This window comes from Flavobacterium sp. CG_9.10 (assembly GCF_015752245.1).
GTDB lineage: Bacteria > Bacteroidota > Bacteroidia > Flavobacteriales > Flavobacteriaceae > Flavobacterium.
On record NZ_JADOVD010000011.1, the window covers coordinates 33,423 to 58,453 of the forward strand.

The window sequence follows — 25,031 nt, forward strand, 5'->3', positions numbered from 1 at the left end:
CTTACTCCTCTAAATTGGAAACTAAATTAGCCGGAATTATTGCTTCTAGCAAGTTAAGGTATTTCTAACGGCTGTAAAGGGTACTATTTAAAACTTGTTACGCGTCTTTTTTCTTTAGAGAACGGCCTCTAGGCTCATCACCTTCATGAAGCACAATTTCAGAATGCAGAAACTGTGCGGCAGCGGCTGAATCTTTCACTTTGGTAGCACTTCGTTCTAACATTTCCGATTCAAAGACCTTTAATACACTTTCTCGGATGCCAACTTTTCTCCATTGCGATAAAGGTCTACATCCCTTTGAGATTGCCCGAGCCAGAGTAAGCGCATCCAGCAGCGCCTGATTCGCCCCTTGTCCTTTGAATGGACTCATTGGGTGAGCCGCATCTCCAATCAGAGTTACTTGTCCGCCTTTGTCCAATAATTCTGACTGGAGTAATTCTCGGTCATACACGGGATATCCCGAAATTTGAGCTTCGAGGGTTGCGACTACAATCTGTGGAATAGGATCGTGCCACTGTGTTCTGCGACACGCTTCCTCCTTGAGTGCTTGAGGTCCTTGAGCACTTAACGCCTTAGCCTCATCTTCAGGCATTGGGAAGCTAAGTTGCCACATCACCGACTCTGAATCGTAAGGCATGATGTAAATTCGCTCATTACCATTGGCAGTTTGAAATACCGTGGCCGAGTCTAACAATGAACTTTCAAAACCTTTGAGAGCCGCCAAAGGACAAATACCTAATATCACAATACAATCGAGGTAACGCAAAGGGGTAACTTCGTCACCAATCAGTATCTTTCGCACGGCACTACGAATACCATCAGCGCCCACTACAAGGTCCGCTTTGAGGCTTTTCATCTCGCCGTTCACTTGAAATCTTAATTCAACGCCTTCACCCTCAAATTCTTTAAAATCTATTAATTGGTGTCCCCACTGTACCATATCATCTCCTCCGAGTTGTTCAAGTAGCGCTAAGCGCAAAGACTGGCGTGCGATATGCACATTGGTACGTTTCTGAAACGGTTGCGCATCAGACTGTATCCGCTTTCTGATTCCCCATTCACCAATCACTTTTCCTTCCGTAGTTTGAACCACATGTCTTGTTGAAATTACTCCATCTTCTAACGAGAAAATACCCAATCCCTCGATCGCTTTACTAGCTTGCTGTAAAGTGAGTCCGTAGCCCTGAGATCGAGCATCGAAGTTGTTATCGCGCTCATAAAGTGTAAAAGGAATTCCTCGATGCAAACAAGCTACAGCCAGAGCCACTCCGCCGATACCACCACCAATAATAGCAAGGTGTGGATAATTTTCTTTATCCGCTATAGGGGGACTTTCAGTATGAAGCAGCCCGGATCCGCTGCAGTTTAAACATGTATATAGGTGGCCCTTAGGAGGAACTGGAGCCGTTCCTTCGCCTTTCTTTTTTTCAAATTGATCGAATGCTATCTGGTAGTTGCGTCGCGCTTTATCGCTAAGCCCTCGACTTTTTTTGCCGCGTCCCTGACATTCTTGACAAATAGTCCAACTTGTTTCTTTATTTCCCACTTTTTTCACTTCCCTTTATTTAACTAACTCTTGAATTCCCGATAAAGTAAAAAAATTTACCTAGACAATTAATGCTGAAATAAATAGAAAATAGTGAATATGATTTTCACTACTTTTAAATAATTTAACGGTAGAAATTTATATTTTTCAGCGTTTTTTCGCTTGTGGCAATTGCGCAAATTTAAGACAAAAGACTACGAGTGCAAAACTACTTTAGAATTTCCGAAGAAAACCCGAAAATCAACCTGCCCGAATATTTTGCAGCATAATCGCATTTCGTTTTTACTTTTGCAATAAAATCATAATTTAAGGAAATACCGGAGAACAAAACTGTTAACTAATTTGTTGAAGTAATCAGCGATGTGGTGGTAATTTTATCGTAGGAATATTAGAAATGTCTATAATATGCAGCGCTATTATCATTCTTTAAAATTAGTAATCCTCTATAGAAAGTTTCTTCAAATTCATCAAAAAGTGCCTTGTTAAATAGTTTATTAAGTACCACAAAGCTTCGCAAGAAATTGAGAAGTTCTTTTTAGATTAAATAAATCAAAGTTAAACTTAGCAAGGAAGTGGGGACAAAATACTAAGTTTGTGATATGATTATAAAGAAAAAAACAAACTGGTTTAGAATGCTGTTTGAATGGAACGGTTCAGTCCTTCCTCAATTATTACCGCGCTTATTTATACTTTTCCTATATACAACTGCTATTGTCTTTTTTAGAGATTATTTACTCCAATACCACCTTTATATCAACCCGGCAATTTTCACTCTTTTTGGAATTGCCTTAGCTATTTTTCTGGGATTTAGAAATACTGTCAGTTACGATCGATTTTGGGAAGGTAGAAAGCTTTGGGGAGCTCTGTTAAATGATACCCGATCACTTGCTCGTCAGTCGCACACACTAGTAGACGGGGCGGATTATCAAAAACAGCAAACTCATTTCATAATGATGCTCACGGCTTTGGTTCATGCTTTAAAGCACCAATTAAGAGAAACGAATCCTGATGCTGATATGGAACGATTATTAGCAAATTCTTATAATCAAAAACTACAATCAGCTATTTTTAAACCTATTATTATTTTAAAAGAGTTGGCAATATGGGTGAGTAAAGCAAAAAGTGATGGGAAATTAGACAGTATTACACAGGTTGCTTTTGACGAAAATTTAAATAAATTATCAGATATTATAGGAGGTTGCGAACGGATTGCCAGCACTCCCATACCATATACTTACAGTATTTTATTACATCGTACGGTATATATTTATTGCTTTTTACTTCCTTTTGGTTTTGGGGAAAGTATGTTGTGGACTTTGCCTTTTGTAGTTGTTTTTATTGCCTATACTTTTGTGGCTCTTGAAGCAATTGCTGATGAGTTAGAAGATCCATTTGGTATTCAACCCAATGATTTAGCCTTAGATGCGATGTCTGCAATGATTGAAAGTACTCTTTCGGAGATCGATAATCAATATATTGAACCGATTAAAAAATCCAAATATTACTATATCACTTAGATTTTATAGCATGAAAAAATATGATGGATTAATTTAATTTCTTGGCTCTTAGAATGCAATTGGCGCAGCAAGACAACTGTCAGGAATGTTAAATGCTTGTACCAAAGAAACAGCATCCGGCCTAATTTCCCAGCAAAGCTGATTGACCATTTTGCGAATGGCTTTTGTTTTTACCGCTTCCATATAACCATCCTCGAGATACCATCCTTTGTTTTTTTCAATTTGCGAAAGGGCATAGAGTTGATATAATTTCAACATAACTTCCTTGCTATTTTTATCTTCAATAGTTTTTATGGCATCTTGAAATTGCTGCAATACAATTCGCTCTAGATAAGCCTGAGCAACATCAATCATTTGATGCTGTACAATATTAAATGCATCATAAGGATCTAGTCCGCTGTCAATTAGTTTTTTTATTCGCTTTGCTGCAGACGCCAAAGTCGTTTTTTCTCTGTATTGAAAAGCCTCCAAATGGAATTCTTCATCAATTAAATGCGAATCATCCGTTTTCCTCGTTGCAATTGGATTCTTTTCAGAAATTGCGGTTTTGGCATTTTCATAAACATAATTGATCATTCCCATAGCATCCATTTTGCCAAAAGATTTTCGGAATTCTGATAAACGGTTTTTGGCAACTAATTGCATCAAGACAGTATTGTCACCTTCAAAGGTGGTATAGATTTCGGTATCATTTTTTAATGCATCAATACGATTTTCGGATAAATAACCTTTGCCGCCACAAGCCTCACGACATTCTTGCAAAACAGCAGTGGTATTCCAAGTAGAGTAGGCTTTCATGCCGGCAGCGAGGGATTCAATTTCCTGCATTTCAGATTCACTCTTATCAATGAAACGCTTCGTAACGTATTGTAAAGCAAAATGGATTGCATATGTTTTTGCGAGCAACGGAAGGAGTCTACGTTGATGGATGCGGTAATTTAATATGGGAACTTCTGAGCCACCTTCAGGTCCAAATTGTCTGCGCTTGTCGCTATATTTAATTGCAATTGTTAAGCCAGATTTGGCTGCGGACAATGCTGATCTTGGAATCCCAATTCTGCCTCCAACCAAAGTTCCTAGCATCGTAAAAAAGCGTCTATTATCACTTGGGATTGGACTTTCAAATTCCCCTTTTTCATTTATCGAGGCAAAGCGGTCTAGCATGTTTTCTTTTGGAATATCTACATTGTCAAAACGAATAGTTCCATTGTCAACGCCATTCAGTCCCATTTTAAGTCCGCAATCACCAATAGTAATTCCTTTAAGAATTGTACTGTTGGTATCACGAAGCGGAACGATAAATGCATTAACCCCATAATCTGTTTCGCCAATAATTAATTTAGCAAAAACTGTAGCCATTTGTCCGTGTGCAGCAGCGTTACCAATATATTCTTTTTGTGCCTTTTCATGCGGTGTATGAATCGTAAAAGTTTTGTTTATATGATTATAGGTTGCCGTTGTTTCCATTCCTTTCACATTCGAACCGTGATTAGTTTCGGTCATTGCAAAACAGCCTGGGAGTTTAAGCGAGCCAATATCTTTTAAGTACTTATTATAATGTTTTTCTGTGCCAAGGGATTGAACGCTCATTCCCCAAAGTCCAAATTGTACACCAAATTTGATCACTAAGCTTAAATCGTGGTAACTCAATGTTTCCATTATTGCAAAATAATCTGCTATGTTTCCTCCACCGCCATATTGTTTTGGATAGGCCATATTTCCCAAATTTTCTTCTGCGAGGATTTTACACCACTCATAGACTTTTTCACGATATACAACAGTGTCTGTCGAAGTTTCATAGGCAAATTCAGGTCGACTAATGACAGATTTTACTTTTTTTATAATTTCGGCTTGTTTTCCGTCCAGAATTTGAGTCAGTTTTTCTATTTCAAACCGAGTGTTAGTTTGATAATCTGCAGTAAAGGTCTTTCCAAGTGTTTTGAATTCCCCCATAGCTTCCTCGCCTGAAATCCCTAAATCATTTTCGAGTTTTACAAAAGCAGGTCTGAGATTGTTGATGATTTTATCATTTTCAGAAAGTAAAATTGAAATGCCAAAAATGGACCTTACCGACTGATTTTCCTGAAGAATAGTCTCGATTTCAGATTTCCAATTAGCCACCACTTCTCTAGATGGCGGCGATGAAGTAACAACTTTTGCAAGAAGTAAATTCTGTTCCTTTTCGGAAAGCCAGCTCTGGGAAAGTATAAACTCTTGTAAAGTCAAGAATTCTTTTTGGCTTAAAAGATCATCGGACCATACAAGATAGAAAAGGGGTATAAAGGCTTTGAGTTTTGAATTTTCCATAACAAAATTGAAATAAGTTTTTTAAACTTGGTTAAGATAACGAAATTTAACTATTGAAAAAGAAAACCAAATAGAAAATAAGTCCCTTCAAAAAGTTAAAGTTCAAGAATTTATTTCTTGTTCAGTAGAAGGTTCCTTTTTAACTTTGTCTTAATATCTCTTTGTGCTAAAACCGATAATACAATCCTTACTTTTGCTAAATCAATAAGAAAAGTAATTCATGACCAAAAAAAATATATCCCAAACAAAAATATCAGTTCTTGATCTTGCAATAGTTAGAGAAGGCGGGACCGCATCAGACACGTTTAAAAATAGTTTAGATCTTGCCCAGCATGTTGAAAAATGGGGTTATAATCGGTTTTGGTTAGCGGAGCATCACAATATGCAAGGAATAGCCAGTAGCTCACCTTCTATTTTAATTGGACACATTGCATCAGGCACTTCAACTTTAAGAGTAGGGTCGGGGGGAGTAATGCTGCCCAATCATGCACCCTTAATGATTGCCGAACAATTTGGGACACTAGCCACACTTTTCCCTCATCGAATTGATTTGGGTTTAGGTCGCGCCCCAGGAACAGATCAGTTTACTGCAGCAGCCTTGCGCCGCGATGACCATGCAGCCATGGAATTTCCTGCTAATGTTCAGGAATTACAAATGTATTTGTCAGAAGGGAATAAAAACGGACGTGTTCGTGCTATACCGGGAGAAGGATTAGATATTCCAATATGGATTTTAGGTTCCAGCACCGATAGTGCTTATTTAGCTGCTTCTTTAGGATTACCTTATGCTTTTGCGAGTCATTTTGCTCCTGCGCAACTACTTACCGCAATAGCAATCTACCGTAATAATTTTCAACCTTCAGAGGACCTCAAAGAATCTTATGTCATAGCTTGTGTTAATGTTATTGCAGCGGATTCCGATGATGAAGCAGCCCGATTAGCAACTTCCTTTAAGAGATTATTTCTTGGAATTATTACGGGAAACCGACAACAATTAAAGCCGCCTGTAAGCCCAGATAATTTTATGGATCCCATGGAAGAGGCTGCATTGCAACAAATGATTGCCTATTCCTTTATTGGTGGACCGGAAAAAGTAAAAAAAGAATTGGACTATTTTCTAGATAAAACTCAAGTAGATGAACTTATGATTGCAACGGCTGTTTACGAACATACAGCGAGACTTCATTCCTATGAAATCATTGGAAATTTAAAAAATAGTTAATTCTGGCAATTTTTTTTTATTCCAATGTTAAAGCACCAAGAATTTCCTCAGATAGGAAAGGACCTCCAGGATAATTAGCGGTATAATCAAGGTTAAGCCAAATTTGTCCGTGCTCATCAATATGATAATAAAGCTGTTTTTCAAAACTTTCCTTTTCAAATAAAACATTTTTAATAAGAAAATTTACTTGTTCTAAATCGTTTGGGGAACCAATTAATATTTCTGGATAAATGTGTCCTTTGGTATGAATCAATCTGGGTGTTCCTCCAATTGCTTTAACACTTGCCGCCATCAAAATAGAATGGTCATCACAATCCCCAGAAAAATAGAGTAATGATTCACTAGCCGACGCAATATAATCGCCATCTTTAGGGTCGCTTACATAGTTCCAACGACGATTTATTTCTTTAAAAACGGCAAAACATTGAATCAGTGTTCGATAATCCGAATAGCCTTTTACATTTTTGAAATACTTAGAAGTTGCCATAACTGCAAAATTCCTTATTTTAGGATTTTGATATTCGATCGCATTAACAATTTTTGATTTATTAGGAAAAGGCAGTAATTTGGCAATAATTATATCTTGGGGAAAAGGGGTTTCCGACATAGAATACATCATTGAATTGTAATCTTCAAAAACGCTGTTAAAACCATAATTACCTAAAACTTGACCGTAAATTAAAACTAATAAATAAAGAGCAATACAAATAAGAATTATAGTTCTCAAGAATCGTAAAATTAACTGAATAATTACAACAATTACGATAAACAGTAGGATTCTGTCAAGATTAAAAAACCAGTTTGGATTGAAAAAATTTTGATGGACAATTAAAAATACTGGAATAGCAATTAAAATATTTAAAACAAAAATAATAACGTCGTCCCAGGGTTTCTTGACCTGAAATGTTTGTTTAATACCTTGAAAAGTAATATTTTTTATTTTTATCATAAGTAACAATAAAAGCAGGAATCTAGTCTGCTTTTACAATTGCATCAAAAGTACCTTTTTTATCTATGATTTTTAGTTGAAAAAGTTGATTTTGAACATTGTTTAACATTTTTTCAGATAGTTTATTTTGAGACCAGTCCGTTAAAGTCAGCCATTGTTGAATATCTTCAATTTTTTGATGAAAGTTCTCCGACAGAATTTTATCGATGTTTGGAATTTTCTTGAATTCTTTGGTTTTTATATTGATGATTTCTAAAATTTTACCAATTATTTCTGGTTCATTTTCCAATATTTCGTTTCGTACTGCAATTACAAAGCAAGGCCATGGCGTAGGACAATCTCCTATTCTTCTAAAAATGCCTTTATCAACTAAAGGTTTAGTCATAAAACGTTCCCACATAAAATAATCAGCATTCCCTTTAGTCAATGCTTCGACAGCGCCGTCAATAGTATTCACAATTTCAAATTGTAGATCATCGGTTTTCCAACCTTCATTATTGGCATTTACATACGCCATTAATTGGGAACCTGAACCCAATCTGGAAATAGCTACTTTCTTATTTTCTAAATCGGATAATGTTTTGAAATTAGAATTGGCTGAAACATGAATTCCCCAAATTAAGGGACTTTCGACATAAATTTGAACAATTTTACTAGGATTTCCACCAACGATATCTTTGACAATTCCTTCAGTTAGGATTACGGCTATATCAGTTTCTCCATCACGAAGCATTTGACACATTTTTCCTGTTCCTTCGGGAACATCAGTCCACTGTAGATCGATGTTTTCTTTTTCGAAATCTCCGTTTTCTATGGATAAATGCCAAGGTAAATTGAAATGTTCTGGAACTCCGGCTATTTTTATTGTTTTCATTTTGTTTTCATTTTGTAAAAAGTCGCAACTTGTCATTATATTTTCATTTCGTACCAATTCCAAGAAACGCCATCTTCGAGATATTGTTCGGTCATTTGCATGCCTATTTTTTGCAAAATTCTATTAGAAGCAATATTTTCAGTATGTGCTGCCGCCATCATCGTTTCTATTTTCAAGATTTTGAAACCATAGTCCAACCAAGCAAAACTAGCTTCACTGGCGTATCCCTTTCCCCAAAAATTTTCGCTTAGACGATAACCAATATCATAAAAATCAATCTTATTATTTACCCTTTCGGTATTGTATTTTAATCCGGACCAACCAATTAATTCATTGGTTTCTTTCAAAATAACAACAAATCTTCCAATATTGTTTTCCAAATATTGTTTCCTAACCATTTCTATATATTGGTATACTCCATCGATCGAAGTCAATGGTTTGTTCCAAAGATATTTGTGTACATTGGGATTACTGTCCATTTCAAATAAAGCTTCAGCATCTGAAGGCAGCATTTCTCTGAGAATAAGGCGTTCGGTTTCTAAAATAAGATTCATGATATTTACAAAAAAAGTTGATGGTGAAGAATTAGCCCTGATCGAAACGGCATCCCCCGCTTTTTGGCAGGGATACAGTGTAGAGCAGGAAATAGCTCCAAATAAAAATGAATGTTCTATTATTGATTAGCCAATTTCTTCAACGTATATGCAATCAATTCATCAACTGCTTTGTATGGATCTTCGCTAAAAGTTCCCGAAGCGCGATTGGCAATAATGGCATTCAAAGAAAGTGCGTTGTGCCCCAAAAGAGCCGAAAGACCATAGATAGCTGCAGTTTCCATTTCGAGATTAGTGATGCGATTCTCTTCAAATGTGAAATTATCCATTTTTGAATTTAGATTTTCATCTTGGATATTCAAACGCAACACACGCCCTTGAGGTCCATAAAAACCGCCGGCTGTTGCCGTGATTCCTTTGTGCATTTTATCGCTTTCTATCAATTTTTCCAATTTTTCGGAACAAGCAATCACGTATGGTTTTCCTTTTCGCAAATCCCAATTGGTATGTTTTACAAAAGCATCTTCCATGTCGATATTAGATACTTCATCAATCAAATAGGAGCGAAGCATGTTGTCTAATCCCAAACCAAATTTTGACATTACAAAACTATCCACAGGAATATCGGCTTGTAAAGAACCCGATGTTCCGACACGGATAATATTTAATGAAGTTAATTTATCTTTTGGCTCTCTGGTTTTTAAATCGATATTGACCAACGCATCTAATTCGTTGATAACGATGTCAATATTATCAGGACCAATTCCTGTTGACATAACGGTAATTCGTTTGCCTTTGAACATTCCGGTTTGGGTTTTGAATTCTCTTTTTTGTGTCGAAAATTCAATGCTGTCAAAGAATTGAGTTATTTTTTCTACCCGATTTTGATCCCCCACAAAAATGATGTCGTGAGCAATGTGTTCTGGTTTTAAATTCAAATGATAAACGCTTCCGTCTGGATTGAGTATTAATTCTGATGATTGTATCATTGTTTTTTTGTTTAATGTTTAAGGTTTCAAGTTGCTCAACTGAATACTAATTACTGAGCACTGAATACTTTTTCTAGCCACCAACACGTTTTACTTTAAAACCTTTAGCTTTTAAAATAGTCATGATTTTGTCGCGATAATCGCCTTGAATGATAATGGAATCGTCTTTGAAAGTTCCGCCAACGCTCAATTTTGTTTTTATTTCTTTGGCTAAAATTTTAAAATCCTCGTCAGTACCTTCATACCCTTCAATTATAGTGGTCGCTTTTCCTTTTCGTTTTTCGAATTTGCAAATCATCGGTTCTTTTTGAACGTATAATTCGTGTGCCACTTCTTCAATTGTCTCCTCAGGCGATGGTTCGTGATCTGGAAAAAGGTTTTTTAATTGGTCTTGCAAGTCCATATTTTATTAATTTAAATTCCAAAAAACAAATCCCAAATCCCAAAATTGCGGTTTTAAAAAACAACTTTTTGGAATTTGGAATTTTTATCTATTGTATTTTATTTTCCCCCTTCGGGGACTAGGGGGCTATTATTTTTTAATAAGCCCTAAATCTACTAAACGTTCGTATAAATATTCTCCAGCGGTAATGTCTTCGAACTGTTTAGGGTTTTCTGCATCAATGCAGTTTTCTAAACAATTTAATGGCATATCACTTACCGGGTGCATAAAAAACGGAATAGAATAACGTGAAGTTCCCCACAATTCTCTTGGTGGATTCACCACTTGATGAATGGTAGATTTCAATTTGTTATTCGTGTGGCGAGATAACATGTCACCCACATTAATTACTAATTCATCCGGCTCAGCGATTGCATCAATCCATTCTCCATCGTGGTTTTGCACTTGTAAACCTTTTCCTTGAGCTCCCATCAATAAGGTAATCAAATTGATATCGCCATGCGCTGCGGCACGAATTGCATTAGCAGGTTCTGAGGTAATAGGTGGATAATGAATAGGTCTTAGAATTGAATTTCCGTCTTTCGCATAATTATCAAAATAAAATTCATCTAAACCAAGGTGAATTGCTAAAGCTCTCAGAACATAAACGCCTGTTTTTTCTAGCATTTGATAAGCTTCTTTACCCACAACATTAAAACGAGGTAATTCTTTTACTTCAACATTTTCAGGGTATTCTGAAGCGTATTTCGAATCTTTGGATACATATTGTCCAAAATGCCAAAATTCTTTTAAATCTCCCTCTTTTCGGCCTTTGGCATGTTCAGTTCCAAAAGAAACATAACCTCTTTGTCCGCCAATTCCAGGAATCTCATAGTTGTGTTTTGTTTCTAATGGTAAAGCGAAAAATTTTCTAATTTCGCGGTACAATTCATCAACCAGTTGGTCGTCTAAAAAATGCCCTTTGAGTGCTACGAAGCCAATATCTTCAAATGCACTTCCGATTTCATTTACAAATTTTTGTTTACGTTTCGGGTCGTCCGAAAGGAAATCACGCAAGTCAACACTAGGAATGTTTTGCATACTTTAAATATTTTTTAAAATTACAAGGTATAAATCTTGCAGATACAAAGATAAAGAATAATTTTAATTCCAAATTTTAAAATTCATCATTAAAATAAAAAAATATAACAAATTAAATCAAAACTGTTATATTTTTTTATCTTTGAACCACATTAAAAAGAAAGAAAATGACCTTTGACAGAAAAAATCTTAGCAACGACCAATTATTAGATTTATATAAAAGAATATTAAAACCAAGATTAATAGAAGAAAAAATGTTGATACTTATTCGCCAAGGAAAAGTATCAAAATGGTTTTCAGGAATTGGTCAAGAGGCTATTTCTGTTGGAGTTACGGCAGTTTTAGATACTGATGAATACATATTGCCAATGCACAGAAATCTTGGCGTTTTTACAGGGAGAAATATTCCTTTGTACCGTCTTTTTTCACAATGGCAAGGAAAAGCCAATGGTTTTACAAAAGGTCGCGATAGAAGTTTTCACTTTGGAACCCAACAATACAAGATTATAGGCATGATTTCGCATTTAGGACCGCAATTAGGTGTGGCTGACGGAATTGCTTTGGCCAATAAACTCAAAAAGAATGGTAAAATAACAGCCGTATTTACCGGTGAAGGAGCTACCAGCGAAGGAGATTTTCATGAAGCATTGAATATTGCTTCGGTTTGGGAATTACCTGTGATGTTTGTAATCGAAAATAATGGTTACGGGTTATCAACTCCCACCAATGAGCAATATCGTTGTGAAAATCTCGCCGATAAAGGGATAGGTTACGGAATTGAAAGTCACATTATAGATGGAAATAATATTCTTGAAGTATTTAATCTTTTATCAGAATTGAAAGCTTCGATGATTGAAAAACCGCGCCCCGTTTTATTGGAATTCAAAACCTTTAGAATGCGTGGACACGAAGAAGCGAGTGGGACAAAATATGTTCCACAAGAATTAATGGATATGTGGGCTATTAAAGATCCTGTTGATAATTATAGAAAATTTTTATCTGAAAACGGAATTCTTTCCGAAGAATTCGATTCGGCTTTAAGAAGTGAAATCAAAAAGGAAATAGACGATAGTTTGGCTCTTGCCAATGCAGAACCAGAAATCGAAGCTTCTTACAACGAAGAATTAAATGATGTGTATAAACCCTATCAATTTGAGGCGGTTAATCCATCTTCCGAAAAAGAGAATATTCGTTTTATTGATGCCATTTCAAACAGTTTGCGTGAATCGATGGAACGACACCCAAATTCAGTAATAATGGGTCAGGACATTGCTGAATATGGTGGTGCTTTCAAAATCACTGATGGTTTCGTAGCGCAGTTTGGTAAAGAACGTGTGATCAATACACCAATTTGCGAGAGCGCAGTAGTTTCGGCAGGAATGGGATTGTCTATCAATGGATACAAAGCGATTGTAGAAATGCAGTTTGCCGATTTTGTGTCGACCGGATTCAATCCAATTGTGAATTTGTTGGCCAAATCACATTACCGTTGGATGGAAAATGCCGATGTTGTAGTTCGTATGCCTTGCGGTGGCGGAACTCAAGCAGGACCTTTTCACTCCCAAACTAATGAAGCTTGGTTTACCAAAACACCAGGTTTGAAAGTGGTTTACCCAGCATTTCCATACGATGCTAAAGGTTTATTGAACACTTCAATTAACGATCCAAATCCTGTGATGTTCTTTGAGCACAAGCAATTGTACAGAAGCGTTTACCAAGATGTGCCAAAAGAGTATTATACTATTCCATTAGGAAAAGCCGCTTTATTGAAAGAAGGAACCGATATCACTATTATTTCGTTTGGAGCAGCAGTACATTGGGCATTAGATACTTTGGCTAAAAACCCAGCGATTTCAGCTGATTTATTGGATTTAAGAACCTTGCAGCCTTTGGATACCGAAGCTATTTTTGCATCGGTAAAGAAAACAGGAAGAGTGATTATTTATCAGGAAGACAGTATGTTTGGTGGTTTGGCCAGTGATATTTCGGCGATGATTATGGAAAACTGTTTCGAATATCTTGATGCGCCTGTTAAGCGTGTTGCAAGTTTAGACAGTCCAATTCCTTTTACAAAGGCGTTGGAAGATCAATATTTGCCGAAAGGAAGATTTGAAAAGGAATTATTGGAAATTATGGCTTACTAAGTAAGGAATCGGTTTCCTAAATTAATTACGAATTTCATGAATTAACACAAACTAATTAGTGTAATTTTTGAAATTCGTGTTTTTTATTCATCGTACTATTAGTAGAAAATTTTTTAACTTATTTTACCTTCATATAAATCCCAAATGGGGAAAATCATATCATAATCATTCCAATTTAAATTTCCATATACAATAGTGAAGTTTTTGAAATTATTTAAATCTAAATATTTTGAAATGGAAGGATGTTGTGATTTTGATAAAAAGAGTTCAAAATCAACGTTTTTTTCTGACGCATCGGTAAAGGTTACTTTAATAACGTAACCATTAACATAAGTCGCAGCAACAACATTTATTGCTTCTGTTTCACTTTGATTGCTATAATTAACTGCTATTTTCATTTTATTTTTTTTGTAATTTTTTCAAATGGAATTTCTTTGTGATATACAAAATAATCAATCCATTTTACCACAATTTCAGAAGCATATTGTCCTAAGAAAGATTGAAAATTTTTAAGTTCATTCCCAATAAGAGGTTTTTTTCCTTTTACACCAACAATTTTAATTTCAGAAATAATCCCGTTAACGATGTAAAATTCTGCTTTACTTTCAAATTCCGGTTTTTTTTCATGCACATGAATTGGTTCATGTTCATTTGAATAAAAATAAAAAAGAATTCCTAAATATTCATACAATTTTGGCATAAGTACCTATTTAATTCAAAATTACAAAATTTAACAACTTGATATACTAATAGTATATTTTTTAATAAAAAAGTTGACTCATAGTATATTTGGTTTAAGGAGTAATATTTAGGCGGTGATTATGGAAAATTGTTTCGAATATCTTGATGCGCCGTTTAAGCATGTAGCGAGTTTAGATAGTCCAATTCCTTTTGCAAAAGCCTAGGAAGATCAATATTTGCCAAAAGGCAGATTTGAAAAGGCTTTGCAAGAAATGTTATAACACTAACTATCGATATCAATTTATTTAGGTCGTTTTTAGAATTTTACAACCTAAAAACGACCTAATATCCAGTAGATAATTATGAATAGTATAATTGTTCCAAAGCAACCACCACCTAGCTTTTTTGCCCCGTAACCTGCAATTAATGTTTTGAAAAATCCATTCATATTTATTGATTTTAAATGTTTTTATAAAGGTAATAATAAAATAGTATTCTGATAGTTTTTATTTTAATTCCAAAAATAAAATCAATGACAAAAAATAGATGCTTATTTTAATAACAGTCTTGGAATGTTACTATAAAAAAGATAGCTAGAGTTTATAATTTTTTTGTTTATCGATTACTCAATTTTGCTTTTTCTTTGATAATATCACTTATTTTTCGGTTTTGGATTTTGCTTTCTAACCATGAAATAATATCGAGATAAAGGAACGCCCTTTTTTCGTAAGTGTTTTTTTCTAATTCGACAAAACGTGCCCTCATTTTTATAAACTCCTTTTTGATATCTCCGGGATAAATAGAGTTTAAGTTTTTCAAAAACTTGATGATCTCTTTTTGCACTTCATGCAAATCGTTCATTTTCAGCAAGAATTTATACGTGTTTTTCAGTTGATTTTCTAAATAATAATCGTTGCCCAATTCATAATGAGCAATTAAACTTAGTAATCGTGCAAAACACATTAAATCTTCCCGCATGGAAAGATTTTTGTTGTTTATGATTTTCTCTAAATAGAATATCGATTCAACGTATTTTTCGTTACCAAAATAGATAGAAGCTATTTTGTAGTAAAACAACATTTCGTGATGTTCATCAAGATGCTCACTATGTAATTTTAATTTATTTAAAATTTCTGGAATTAGATATTCACTTTCAGCAAAAGTACCTTCCAGAATATGATAATTCAGTTTATTATTATACAAATATAAGAACGATAACGAAGCAATATTGTCATTTATTGGAAACCTCGGATCGTGAATTGTTTCTTCTAATAACAACAAATATTTTTTGAATTTTGATTTGTATTTAAGCATGAATAAAGACTCCAGTAAATAATGATTCCCTTTTAAAAAGAATACTGGATTTAGATAAATCATACTTGGATTATCATAAAAAAGAGTGACCCATTTATACGCATATTTGTAACTTCCTAAAAAGTCCTGAACTAAAAAACTACGCCAAAGATTAGCATTGTAAAACCAATATTTCTCTCGAAAACCAAATTTTTTCTCATCTAATTTGGCAATGTGTTTGTGGAAATAATCATCAATGTATTTGTACTCTTCGTCACTTTTTACATAACCTGTTTTCAGCATTATCCCATACAATTGCAAGGATAAATTGGATAATTTACTGGAAATTGTATTGCGATAGTTTAACTCTTTGGCTTGAACAACTAATTCATCGGCACGACCTTGAATACTTCGGGTGATGTATTGTGATTCAATAAGCTTTTCAAATTCTACAATTTCGTAAGCCATCAGTTTTTCGTCATTTTCTAAAGCTGAAATTTTTGTTTTATCCAAGATTTTTAAACTTTGCTTGTATAAACCTTTGTTGTATAAAATAGCGGCAAAATCAATTTGTTCCCGCAATTGATACCGAATATTTTGACTGGGAATATTCAACCGGATACTGACTAATATTTGTTTATATAAATACGACTTAAGGTTGGATAATTGCACTTTTTTTATAATACCACTTTTCAAAATAAGTTTCTCATCATACACTTCCGACTTGTCTAAAATGTTGAATAATTCGATGAATTTTGTATTTGAACTGGTCTCCAGTCTACTTGCAAAAATCTTAAATTGTCTCTTTTCAGACTTTGAAAGGGATTTTATTAATACAAATAAAAAATCTTTTTGATGGTTAGCCATTGTAAAATAAAGAAGTGTAACACACTGCAAATAAAGAGATTATGCTCTTATTGATTGCTTTATAAGCAGTATATTTGGTTAAAATGAATTTTATATTTAAAGTGTTGAAATCTATTTTTGTTATGAAGATGTGAAATTACATTAAATAAATGAAAATGAATAGAGAGAAAGTCCAAATTTTTGATACCACTTTACGTGACGGGGAACAAGTCCCAGGATGTAAATTGGATACCAATCAAAAGCTTGTTATAGCAAATAGATTAGACGAGATGGGCGTTGACATTATCGAAGCTGGATTTCCTGTTTCTAGTCCTGGAGACTTTTTGTCTGTTACAGAAATAAGCAAGATTGTAAAAAATGCCACAGTTTGTGGTTTGACTAGAGCAGTGAAAAATGATATTGATGTTGCTGCAGCCGCTTTAAAATATGCCAAAAGACCCCGTATTCATACTGGTATTGGGACTTCAAATTCTCATATTATACACAAATTAAACACAACTAGAGAAGACGTTATTGCCAGAGCAAAATTTGCTGTATCACATGCTAAATCTTATGTAGAAGATGTAGAATTTTATGCAGAAGATGCAGGTAGAACCGATAATGATTTCTTGGCAAAAGTATGCGAAGAAGCAATAAAATCAGGTGCTACGGTACTAAATATTCCTGATACGACTGGCTATTGCTTGCCTGAAGAATACGGAGCAAAAATAAAATATCTAAGAGAAAACGTAAAGGGAATAGAAAATGTAATTCTTTCTTGTCATTGTCATAATGATTTAGGGATGGCTACTGCCAATTCCATTTCAGGTGCAGTAAACGGAGCCAGACAAATAGAATGTACGATTAATGGTATAGGGGAAAGAGCTGGAAATACAGCACTTGAGGAGGTAGTGATGATTTTCAAACAACATCCTTACTTAAATTTATATACTGATATTGATTCGAAACAATTGAACGAAATGAGTCGATTGGTTTCCGAAAGTATGGGAATGATAGTGCAACCTAATAAAGCGATTGTAGGGGCTAATGCTTTTGCACACAGCTCAGGAATTCATCAGGATGGTGTTATAAAAAACAGATCCACTTATGAAATTATGGACCCTTTGGACGTTGGTGTCAATGAGTCGTCAATAGTCCTTACAGCCAGAAGCGGTAGAGCGGCATTGGCTTACAGAGCAAAAAAGGTGGGTTATGAACTTACAAAAGTGCAATTGGATATTGTCTATGGAGAGTTTTTAAGATTCGCAGATATCAAAAAAGAAGTATTGGATGATGATATTCATCAAATTATTGAAGTCTGTAAAATACAAAGTGAATTAATTAGAAGTTAATACTGGTTTCAGAATTTAAAAAAAATGTAGCATCCAATTAAAAAAATATAGCCCATGAACTTAAAAATAGCAGTACTAGCAGGCGATGGAATAGGACCAGAAGTAATCTTACAGGCAAAGAAAGCATTATATGCAATTGGTTTAGTTTATGACCATGAGTTTGTTTTTGAAGATGCCTTTGTTGGAGCTATTGCATTTGAAAAAACTGGGAATCCACTTCCAGAACAAACCCTGAATCTTTGTCGCAACACCGATGCCGTTTTATTTGGTGCCATTGGTGCTTTAAAATACGATACTAATCCGGAGTCAAAGTTACGTCCAGAGCAGGGTTTATTAAAATTAAGAAAAGAGTTGGGTCTTTATGCCAATATTAGACCTATAAAACCATATTCAGCATTATTGAATTCTTCTCCATTGAAAAAAGAAATAATCGAAGGTGTTGATTTTATTATTTTTAGAGAGCTAACTGGTGGTGTATATTTTGGTGAAAAAAAATTGAACGAGACCGAAACTGTAGCCTCTGATTTATGCGAATATTCAGAGGAAGAAATTACCAGAATTACTCATTTAGCATTTAAAAGCGCTCAAAACAGACGAAAAAAAGTAACTATGGTCGATAAAGCCAATGTGCTTGAAACTTCTAGATTATGGCGAAAAGTAGTCAAAAAAGTAAGTGAAGGGTATCCAGATGTAGCTTTAGATTTTCTTTTTGTTGATAATGCCGCGATGCAAATTATTCTTAATCCAAGACAATTTGATGTGATTTTAACCGAGAATTTATTTGGGGATATCTTATCTGATGAAGCGAGTGTAATTACAGGATCTATAGGATTATTAGCTTCTGCATCTTTCGGGAAAACAAACGCACTTTTCGAACCTATTCATGGTTCTTACCCGCAAGCTGCTGGAAAAAATACAGCTAATCCTATTGCTTCCATATTATCAGCGGCACTATTATTAGAACATTTTGGACTTCATAAAGAAGCTAAAAAAGTACATGAAGCGGTAGAAATCGCTATCGAATATAGTGCAGTAACAGTTGATTTAAACTCGGATTCAAAATTTGGAACCAATGAAGTTGGAGATTTTATTTCAAATTTTATTTTAAATAAAGATGACTTATACTTTAAAATTGATAATATCAAAATAGGACAATCAACAATTGTTTAAGAGAAACGTAATTTCTCAGTTCTAACAAAAATACATACACAAATTAACAAATAATGGAATTAAATAAATATAGCAAGACCATAACTCAAGACGAAACGCAGCCTGCAGCACAAGCGATGCTATACGGAATTGGTTTAACTGAAGACGATTTGAAGAAAGCACAAGTTGGAATTGTAAGTATGGGTTATGATGGAAATACTTGTAATATGCATTTAAATGATTTAGCCAAAGAGGTCAAAAAAGGAGTTTGGGATGCCGATTTAGTCGGGCTGATTTTTAATACAATAGGGGTTAGTGACGGTATTTCGAATGGAACGGATGGAATGCGTTATTCTTTGGTTTCGCGTGACGTAATTGCCGATTCAATCGAAACGGTAATGGGAGCGCAATGGTATGATGGATTAATTGCAATTCCTGGTTGTGATAAAAATATGCCTGGATCTGTAATTGCAATGGGAAGATTAAATCGCCCTTCAATAATGGTTTACGGAGGTTCAATTCACTCAGGGCGTTGGAAAAATGAAAAATTGAATATTGTTTCGGCTTTTGAAGCTTTAGGAAAAAAATTCAGTAATACGATTACTCCTGAAGATTTTAAAGGTGTTATAAAAAATGCTTGTCCCGGTGCAGGTGCTTGTGGTGGAATGTACACTGCAAATACGATGTCATCAGCAATTGAAGCTTTAGGAATGAGCTTGCCTTACAGTTCTTCTAATCCTGCTTTGAGTGACGAAAAAAAACAAGAATGTATTGATGCCGGAAAAGCCATCAGAATATTATTGGAAAAAGATATAAAACCAAAAGATATTATGACTCGTAAAGCATTTGAAAATGCGATTACTATAGTTGCTGTTCTTGGAGGTTCTACAAATGCAGTAATGCATTTAATTGCGATGGCGCATTCAGTTGATATCGAAATTACTTTAGATGATTTTCAAGCTATTAGTGATAAAACACCTTTGCTTGCGGATTTGAAACCAAGTGGTAAATATTTAATGGAAGACTTACATGAAGTTGGTGGTGTTCCAGCTGTCATGAAATATTTATTAAAAGTGGGATTGCTTCATGGAGATTGTTTGACTGTTACAGGAAAAACAATAGCAGAAAACTTATCCGCGTTTCCTGATTTAAATGATGGACAAGACGTAATTCATGAAATCCAAAAAGCCTTGAAAGCCACTGGAAACATACAAATATTGTACGGAAATCTTGCTGAAGAAGGTTGCGTTGCAAAAATGAGCGGTAACGAAGGAGATTTTTTTGAAGGTGAAGCGATAGTTTTCGAAAATGAATTTGATGTCATCACAGGGGTCAGAAACGGAAACGTAAAACCCGGAAATGTCGTCGTCATAAGGTATTGTGGCCCTAAAGGAGGACCAGGAATGCCAGAAATGCTTAAACCAACTTCTGCAATTATGGGTGCTGGACTAGGAAAATCAGTGGCTCTTATTACAGATGGAAGATTTTCTGGTGGTTCGCACGGTTTTGTAGTGGGACATATTACTCCTGAAGCCTTTGACGGTGGTGGAATTGCACTGGTCAAGAATGGAGATATTATTACAATTGATGCTGTAAACAATACCATTAACCTGAAAATATCGGATGAAGAATTCGCAACCAGAAAGTCAGAATGGATTCAACCAGCATTAAAAGTGAATAAAGGAGTATTGTTAAAGTATATAAGATCAGTTTCAAGCGCCTCAACAGGTTGCGTAACTGATAAATAATTTATCAAAAAAAAAATTTGAAAAATTCATAGCATTTTTAAAATGAGATTTATAATTGCTATTTCAAATTAAAAAATAATAAACGTACCCATGGGAACAAATAAAATATCAGGCGCAGAGGCCGTTATTCGATGCTTATTAGAAGAAGGAGTAGACCTGGTTTATGGTTATCCAGGCGGAGCAATCATGCCGGTCTATGACGAATTATATAAATTTAAAGATCAATTGCATCACGTTTTAGTCCGTCACGAGCAAGGGGCAACGCATGCGGCTCAAGGGTTTGCAAGAGCAACAGGAAAAGTGGGTGTCGCGATAGCTACTTCAGGTCCTGGAGCAACAAATTTAGTTACTGGAATTGCCGATGCTCAAATTGATTCTACTCCAATGGTTTGTATTACAGGTCAGGTTGGTAAGCATTTATTGGGTTCCGATGCTTTTCAGGAAACAGATATTATTGGAATTTCGACTCCGGTAACCAAATGGAATTATCAGATTACAGAGGCACATGAAATCCCTGAGATCATGGCTAAAGCTTTTTATATTGCGAGATCTGGGCGACCAGGTCCAGTATTAATTGATATTACAAAAAATGCTCAGTTTGACGAAATCGAATTCAGCTATAAAAAATGTACCAGCATTAGAAGTTACAATCCAAAACCGACTTTAAATCTTGAAAAAGTTAAGGAAGCAGCGGAATTAATCAATAATGCCAAAAAACCATATATTATTTTTGGTCAGGGAATTATCCTTGGCGAAGCCGAAGAACAATTAAAATCGTTGGTTGAAAAGTCAGGAATTCCAGCGGCCTGGACAATTTTAGGACTTTCTGCGCTACCTACAGATCATCCATTAAACGTAGGAATGTTAGGTATGCATGGCAATTATGGTCCAAATGTATTGACCAATGAATGCGATGTTTTGATTGCACTCGGAATGCGTTTCGATGATCGCGTTACAGGAAATTTGGCTACTTATGCCAAACAAGCCAAAGTAATTCACTTTGAAATTGATCCATCTGAAATAGACAAAAATGTAAAGACTACCGTTGCAGTTTTGGCCGATGTAAAAGAATCACTGACTGCTTTACTTCCTCTAATCGAAAGTAAAACTCATGAATCTTGGCACAACGAATTCAAAGAATTATATAAAATTGAATTGGAATCTGTTATCAATGAGGAATTAAAACCTACCAATAACAAAGGAATTTCGATGGGAGAAACTATTGAAATGATCAACAAACATTCTAAAGGTGACGCGATAATGGTTTCGGATGTGGGGCAACATCAAATGTTTGCTTGTAGGTATGCTAAATTCAATTCGACAAAAAGTAATGTGACTTCAGGAGGTTTAGGAACCATGGGATTTGCTTTGCCTGCTGCAATTGGTGCCAAAATGGGAATGCCAGAACGTGAAGTGGTTGCTATTATTGGTGACGGTGGTTTTCAAATGACAATTCAGGAATTGGGAACTATTTTTCAAACCAAAATTCCTTTGAAAATTGTAGTACTCAACAACGAGTTTTTAGGAATGGTGCGTCAATGGCAACAATTGTTTTTTGACAAAAGATATGCTTCTACTGAAATGATAAATCCAAACTTTACCGCTATTGCCGAGGGGTATTACATTAAAGCAAAAAAAGTTACTAAACGAGAAGATTTAGATGCAGCTGTTGCCGAAATGATGGCTTCAAAAGAATCCTATTTCCTTGAAGTTATGGTAGAAAAAGAGAACAACGTATTCCCGATGATTCCAACAGGAGCATCGGTTTCAGACATTCGTTTGTCTTAAATAGTTTAAAGTTTAAGGTTTAAAAGTTGTTGGTATGAAAACACTGGCAGTAAAACAAGAAAGTTGCTCAACTTTAAACTTTAAACAAAAAAACTTTAAACAAAAAAAATGGAAAATAAAACATTCACCATTTCTGTTTATTCAGAAAACAACGTTGGCTTATTAAACAGAATATCTGGCATATTCCTGAAACGTCATATTAATATTTTGAGTCTAAATGTATCCGAATCAGAAATAGAAAATGTTTCCAGATTCATCATTGTAGTGGACACAACCGAAAAATGGGTGCAAAATATTGTAGGCCAAATCGAAAAACAAATAGAAGTTATTAAAGCTTTTTATCACGTTGATGAAGAAACCATTTTTTTAGAAAATGCACTTTTCAAAATACAGTCTAGCTTGCTATTCGATGAAAGAGTAATTCAGAATATCATAAAAGAAAGTCACTCTGAAATTGTTACGGTTTCAAGAGACTTTTTCGTGATTTCAAAGTCCGGAAAACGTTCCGAAATCGAAGAATTATATGAAAAATTAAAACCTTTCGGAATCATGCAGTTTGTGCGTTCCGGAAGAATATCAGTTTCTAAAGAAAAAATGGAAATATCAACTTTATTAGAAGAACTAAAACAGTAATCAGTGTTCAGTCACTTTAGTTTGTCATTCCGACGAAGGAGGAATGGCAATTTGATTAGCATTAAGTATAAAATTTTACAATCATTAAAAAATAAACAATGGCAAATTATTTCAATTCATTACCACTTAGACTACAACTAGAACAATTAGGCGTTTGCGAATTCATGGATCAATCTGAATTTAAAAATGGAATCGAAGCTTTAAAAGGAAAAAAAGTAGTCATTGTAGGTTGCGGAGCTCAAGGTTTGAACCAAGGATTAAATATGAGAGATTCAGGTTTAGATATTTCTTATGCTTTACGTGCTGATGCAATTGCTGAAAAAAGAGCATCTTTCAAGAACGCTACTGATAATGGTTTCAAGGTGGGAACTTATGAAGAATTAATTCCAACGGCTGATTTGGTTTGTAACCTTACACCGGATAAACAACATACAGCTGTAGTTACAGCGATTATGCCATTAATGAAAAATGGCTCCACATTGGCATATTCTCACGGTTTCAATATCGTCGAAGAAGGAATGCAAATTCGTAAAGACATTACTGTAATTATGTGTGCTCCAAAATGCCCTGGTTCTGAAGTTCGTGAAGAATATAAAAGAGGTTTTGGAGTACCAACCTTAATTGCAGTTCACCCCGAAAATAATCCAAATGGAGAAGGTTTTGAGCAAGCAAAAGCGTATGCGGTTGCTACTGGAGGTCACAAAGCAGGAGTTTTAAACTCTTCATTTGTTGCGGAAGTAAAATCGGATTTAATGGGAGAGCAAACTATTCTTTGCGGAATGTTACAAACCGGTTCTATTTTATGTTTTGACAAAATGGTTGAAAAAGGAATCGAACCTGCTTATGCTTCAAAATTAATTCAATACGGTTGGGAAACAGTAACGGAAGCTTTGAAACATGGCGGAATTACAAATATGATGGACCGTCTTTCAAATCCTGCAAAAATTGAGGCTTACGAATTAGCTGATGAATTAAAAGACATCATGCGTCCGTTATTCCAAAAACATATGGATGACATTATTTCTGGGGAGTTTTCAAAAAACATGATGATTGACTGGGCCAATGATGACATCAATTTATTGACTTGGAGAGCGGCTACAGCAGAAACCAATTTTGAAAAAACAGCACCAACAGCAGCTCATATATCAGAACAGGAATATTTTGACAATGGCGTATTGATGATTGCCATGGTAAAAGCAGGAGTAGAGTTAGCATTCGAAACTATGACACAAACGGGCATCATTGAAGAATCAGCTTATTACGAATCATTGCATGAATTGCCTTTGATTGCTAATACAGTAGCAAGAAAAAAATTATACGAAATGAACAGAATTATTTCGGATACAGCGGAATACGGATGTTATTTATTTGATCATGCCTGTAAACCGTTATTGGCTGATTTCATGAAAACAATCGAAACTAATGTAATTGGAAAACCTTTTTCTACATCGAATGGAGCAGAAAACGCGGTGCTTATTGCAGTAAATAGTAGTATTCGTCAACATCCTATTGAAGAAGTAGGAGCGTGGTTGAGAGAATCAATGACCGCTATGAAAAAAATTGGATAGTAAAAAAATAAGTATTACCACACAGGAGGGTGTGTTGGGATCTGCATTATATCATCTTGTTTTTAAAATATTTTGAATTAGTTACTTTTATTAAAAAACGCAAAAGATATAAAGCATATTACATTCACTTAACTTCGGGTTCGCCTGAAAGTTAAGTGGAGTAATCCCTAAAAGCTTTTGAAAAATATCATTGTATTACCCATTTTGATTTTTAAATAATTTGAAATGATATTGCAATTGGCGGTTTTAGTAATAAGTATTTTGTTATAAAGTCTAAATTATTTTGGTTAGTATATTTAGAAAATTCGGCTCATTATTACTAAATTATTTGTTGTTAAATTTTGTTGAGACAAAAGGCGGGGTAGAAAAAATCTATCTCGCTTTTTTG

At 34.8% G+C, this 25,031-nt stretch carries 21 protein-coding genes; 10 read left to right on the forward strand and 11 right to left on the reverse strand.

The genetic code is table 11. The features are described 5' to 3' along the window. Nucleotides 1-97: 97 nt before the first annotated feature. Complete coding sequence (locus IWX84_RS10710) at nt 98-1,555, reverse strand: FAD-dependent oxidoreductase (protein WP_196850746.1); 1,458 nt, start codon at nt 1,553-1,555, stop codon at nt 98-100. Nucleotides 1,556-2,145: 590 nt separating this feature from the next. Here IWX84_RS10710 and IWX84_RS10715 point away from each other — a divergent pair. Then, entirely contained in the window at nt 2,146-3,063 is a 918-nt protein-coding gene (locus IWX84_RS10715) for a bestrophin family protein (protein ID WP_196850747.1), read from the forward strand. Nucleotides 3,064-3,111: 48 nt separating this feature from the next. On the opposite strand, the gene IWX84_RS10720 is transcribed toward IWX84_RS10715, so the two are convergent. Then, nucleotides 3,112-5,370, reverse strand: coding sequence for an acyl-CoA dehydrogenase (locus IWX84_RS10720; protein ID WP_196850748.1), 2,259 nt, complete (start codon nt 5,368-5,370; stop codon nt 3,112-3,114). 220 nt (nt 5,371-5,590) lie between these two features. Between IWX84_RS10720 and IWX84_RS10725 the strand changes: the two genes are divergently transcribed. Beyond that, on the forward strand, nt 5,591-6,592 hold the full coding sequence (locus IWX84_RS10725; protein ID WP_196850749.1) for an LLM class flavin-dependent oxidoreductase: 1,002 nt from the start codon (nt 5,591-5,593) through the stop codon (nt 6,590-6,592). Between the two features lie 16 nt (nt 6,593-6,608). Here the strand turns inward: IWX84_RS10725 and IWX84_RS10730 are convergent, their stop codons facing one another. Genes IWX84_RS10730 through IWX84_RS10740 form a run of 3 tightly spaced genes read right to left on the reverse strand, consistent with a single transcriptional unit; the run spans nt 6,609 to nt 8,969 of the window. Beyond that, nucleotides 6,609-7,541 carry a transglutaminase gene (locus tag IWX84_RS10730; protein ID WP_196850750.1) on the reverse strand — a complete coding sequence of 311 codons (933 nt, stop codon included), beginning with the start codon at nt 7,539-7,541 and terminating at the stop codon, nt 6,609-6,611. A 22-nt stretch (nt 7,542-7,563) separates the two neighbouring features. Next, nucleotides 7,564-8,415: a substrate-binding domain-containing protein gene (locus tag IWX84_RS10735; RefSeq protein WP_196850751.1), complete on the reverse strand. Its 852-nt coding sequence runs from the start codon at nt 8,413-8,415 to the stop codon at nt 7,564-7,566. A gap of 35 nt (nt 8,416-8,450) precedes the next feature. Continuing rightward, nucleotides 8,451-8,969 (reverse strand): GNAT family N-acetyltransferase, encoded by a 519-nt coding sequence (locus tag IWX84_RS10740; RefSeq protein WP_196850752.1) that lies wholly within the window; start codon nt 8,967-8,969, stop codon nt 8,451-8,453. Between IWX84_RS10740 and IWX84_RS15455 the strand changes: the two genes are divergently transcribed. Further along, the gene (locus IWX84_RS15455) at nt 8,968-9,099 is read left to right on the forward strand and encodes a hypothetical protein (RefSeq protein ID WP_255549321.1); all 132 of its coding nucleotides are present in this window, start codon (nt 8,968-8,970) and stop codon (nt 9,097-9,099) included. The genes IWX84_RS10740 and IWX84_RS15455 overlap by 2 nt on opposite strands. Here IWX84_RS15455 and IWX84_RS10745 read toward each other — a convergent pair. The 3 genes from IWX84_RS10745 to IWX84_RS10755 form a co-directional block, all read right to left on the reverse strand. Beyond that, nucleotides 9,089-9,958 (reverse strand): nucleoside phosphorylase, encoded by an 870-nt coding sequence (locus tag IWX84_RS10745; RefSeq protein WP_196850753.1) that lies wholly within the window; start codon nt 9,956-9,958, stop codon nt 9,089-9,091. The two genes, IWX84_RS15455 and IWX84_RS10745, sit on opposite strands and share 11 nt — an antisense overlap. A gap of 73 nt (nt 9,959-10,031) precedes the next feature. Beyond that, on the reverse strand, nt 10,032-10,361 hold the full coding sequence (locus IWX84_RS10750) for a translation initiation factor (protein WP_196850754.1): 330 nt from the start codon (nt 10,359-10,361) through the stop codon (nt 10,032-10,034). A 129-nt stretch (nt 10,362-10,490) separates the two neighbouring features. Further along, entirely contained in the window at nt 10,491-11,441 is a 951-nt protein-coding gene (locus IWX84_RS10755; RefSeq protein WP_196850755.1) for an isopenicillin N synthase family dioxygenase, read from the reverse strand. A 167-nt stretch (nt 11,442-11,608) separates the two neighbouring features. Here IWX84_RS10755 and IWX84_RS10760 point away from each other — a divergent pair, with 167 nt between their 5' ends. Continuing rightward, nucleotides 11,609-13,585, forward strand: a complete 1,977-nt coding sequence (locus tag IWX84_RS10760; protein WP_196850756.1) for a thiamine pyrophosphate-dependent enzyme — start codon at nt 11,609-11,611, stop codon at nt 13,583-13,585. Nucleotides 13,586-13,698: 113 nt separating this feature from the next. Here the strand turns inward: IWX84_RS10760 and IWX84_RS10765 are convergent, their stop codons facing one another. The 3 genes from IWX84_RS10765 to IWX84_RS10775 all read right to left on the reverse strand — a co-directional run bounded on the left by IWX84_RS10765 (nt 13,699) and on the right by IWX84_RS10775 (nt 16,426). After that, complete coding sequence (locus IWX84_RS10765; RefSeq protein ID WP_196850757.1) at nt 13,699-13,983, reverse strand: DUF2442 domain-containing protein; 285 nt, start codon at nt 13,981-13,983, stop codon at nt 13,699-13,701. Continuing rightward, nucleotides 13,980-14,285: a DUF4160 domain-containing protein gene (locus IWX84_RS10770; protein WP_196850758.1), complete on the reverse strand. Its 306-nt coding sequence runs from the start codon at nt 14,283-14,285 to the stop codon at nt 13,980-13,982. The genes IWX84_RS10765 and IWX84_RS10770 overlap by 4 nt, the downstream gene beginning before the upstream one ends. Nucleotides 14,286-14,881: 596 nt before the next feature. Continuing rightward, nucleotides 14,882-16,426, reverse strand: a complete 1,545-nt coding sequence (locus IWX84_RS10775; protein WP_196850759.1) for a hypothetical protein — start codon at nt 16,424-16,426, stop codon at nt 14,882-14,884. Nucleotides 16,427-16,581: 155 nt separating this feature from the next. Between IWX84_RS10775 and IWX84_RS10780 the strand changes: the two genes are divergently transcribed. The 6 genes from IWX84_RS10780 to ilvC all read left to right on the forward strand — a co-directional run bounded on the left by IWX84_RS10780 (nt 16,582) and on the right by ilvC (nt 24,643). Then, nucleotides 16,582-17,757, forward strand: coding sequence for a 2-isopropylmalate synthase (locus tag IWX84_RS10780; protein ID WP_196850760.1), 1,176 nt, complete (start codon nt 16,582-16,584; stop codon nt 17,755-17,757). Between the two features lie 54 nt (nt 17,758-17,811). Next, the gene (gene leuB, locus IWX84_RS10785; protein WP_196850761.1) at nt 17,812-18,927 is read left to right on the forward strand and encodes a 3-isopropylmalate dehydrogenase; all 1,116 of its coding nucleotides are present in this window, start codon (nt 17,812-17,814) and stop codon (nt 18,925-18,927) included. A gap of 53 nt (nt 18,928-18,980) precedes the next feature. Continuing rightward, nucleotides 18,981-20,654 (forward strand): dihydroxy-acid dehydratase, encoded by a 1,674-nt coding sequence (gene ilvD / locus IWX84_RS10790; RefSeq protein WP_196850762.1) that lies wholly within the window; start codon nt 18,981-18,983, stop codon nt 20,652-20,654. 90 nt (nt 20,655-20,744) lie between these two features. Then, nucleotides 20,745-22,442: a biosynthetic-type acetolactate synthase large subunit gene (gene ilvB, locus IWX84_RS10795; RefSeq protein ID WP_196850763.1), complete on the forward strand. Its 1,698-nt coding sequence runs from the start codon at nt 20,745-20,747 to the stop codon at nt 22,440-22,442. Between the two features lie 108 nt (nt 22,443-22,550). Continuing rightward, nucleotides 22,551-23,075, forward strand: coding sequence for an acetolactate synthase small subunit (ilvN, locus tag IWX84_RS10800; protein WP_196850764.1), 525 nt, complete (start codon nt 22,551-22,553; stop codon nt 23,073-23,075). A gap of 98 nt (nt 23,076-23,173) precedes the next feature. Further along, nucleotides 23,174-24,643 (forward strand): ketol-acid reductoisomerase, encoded by a 1,470-nt coding sequence (gene ilvC, locus IWX84_RS10805; protein WP_196850765.1) that lies wholly within the window; start codon nt 23,174-23,176, stop codon nt 24,641-24,643. Nucleotides 24,644-25,031 lie beyond the last annotated feature (388 nt).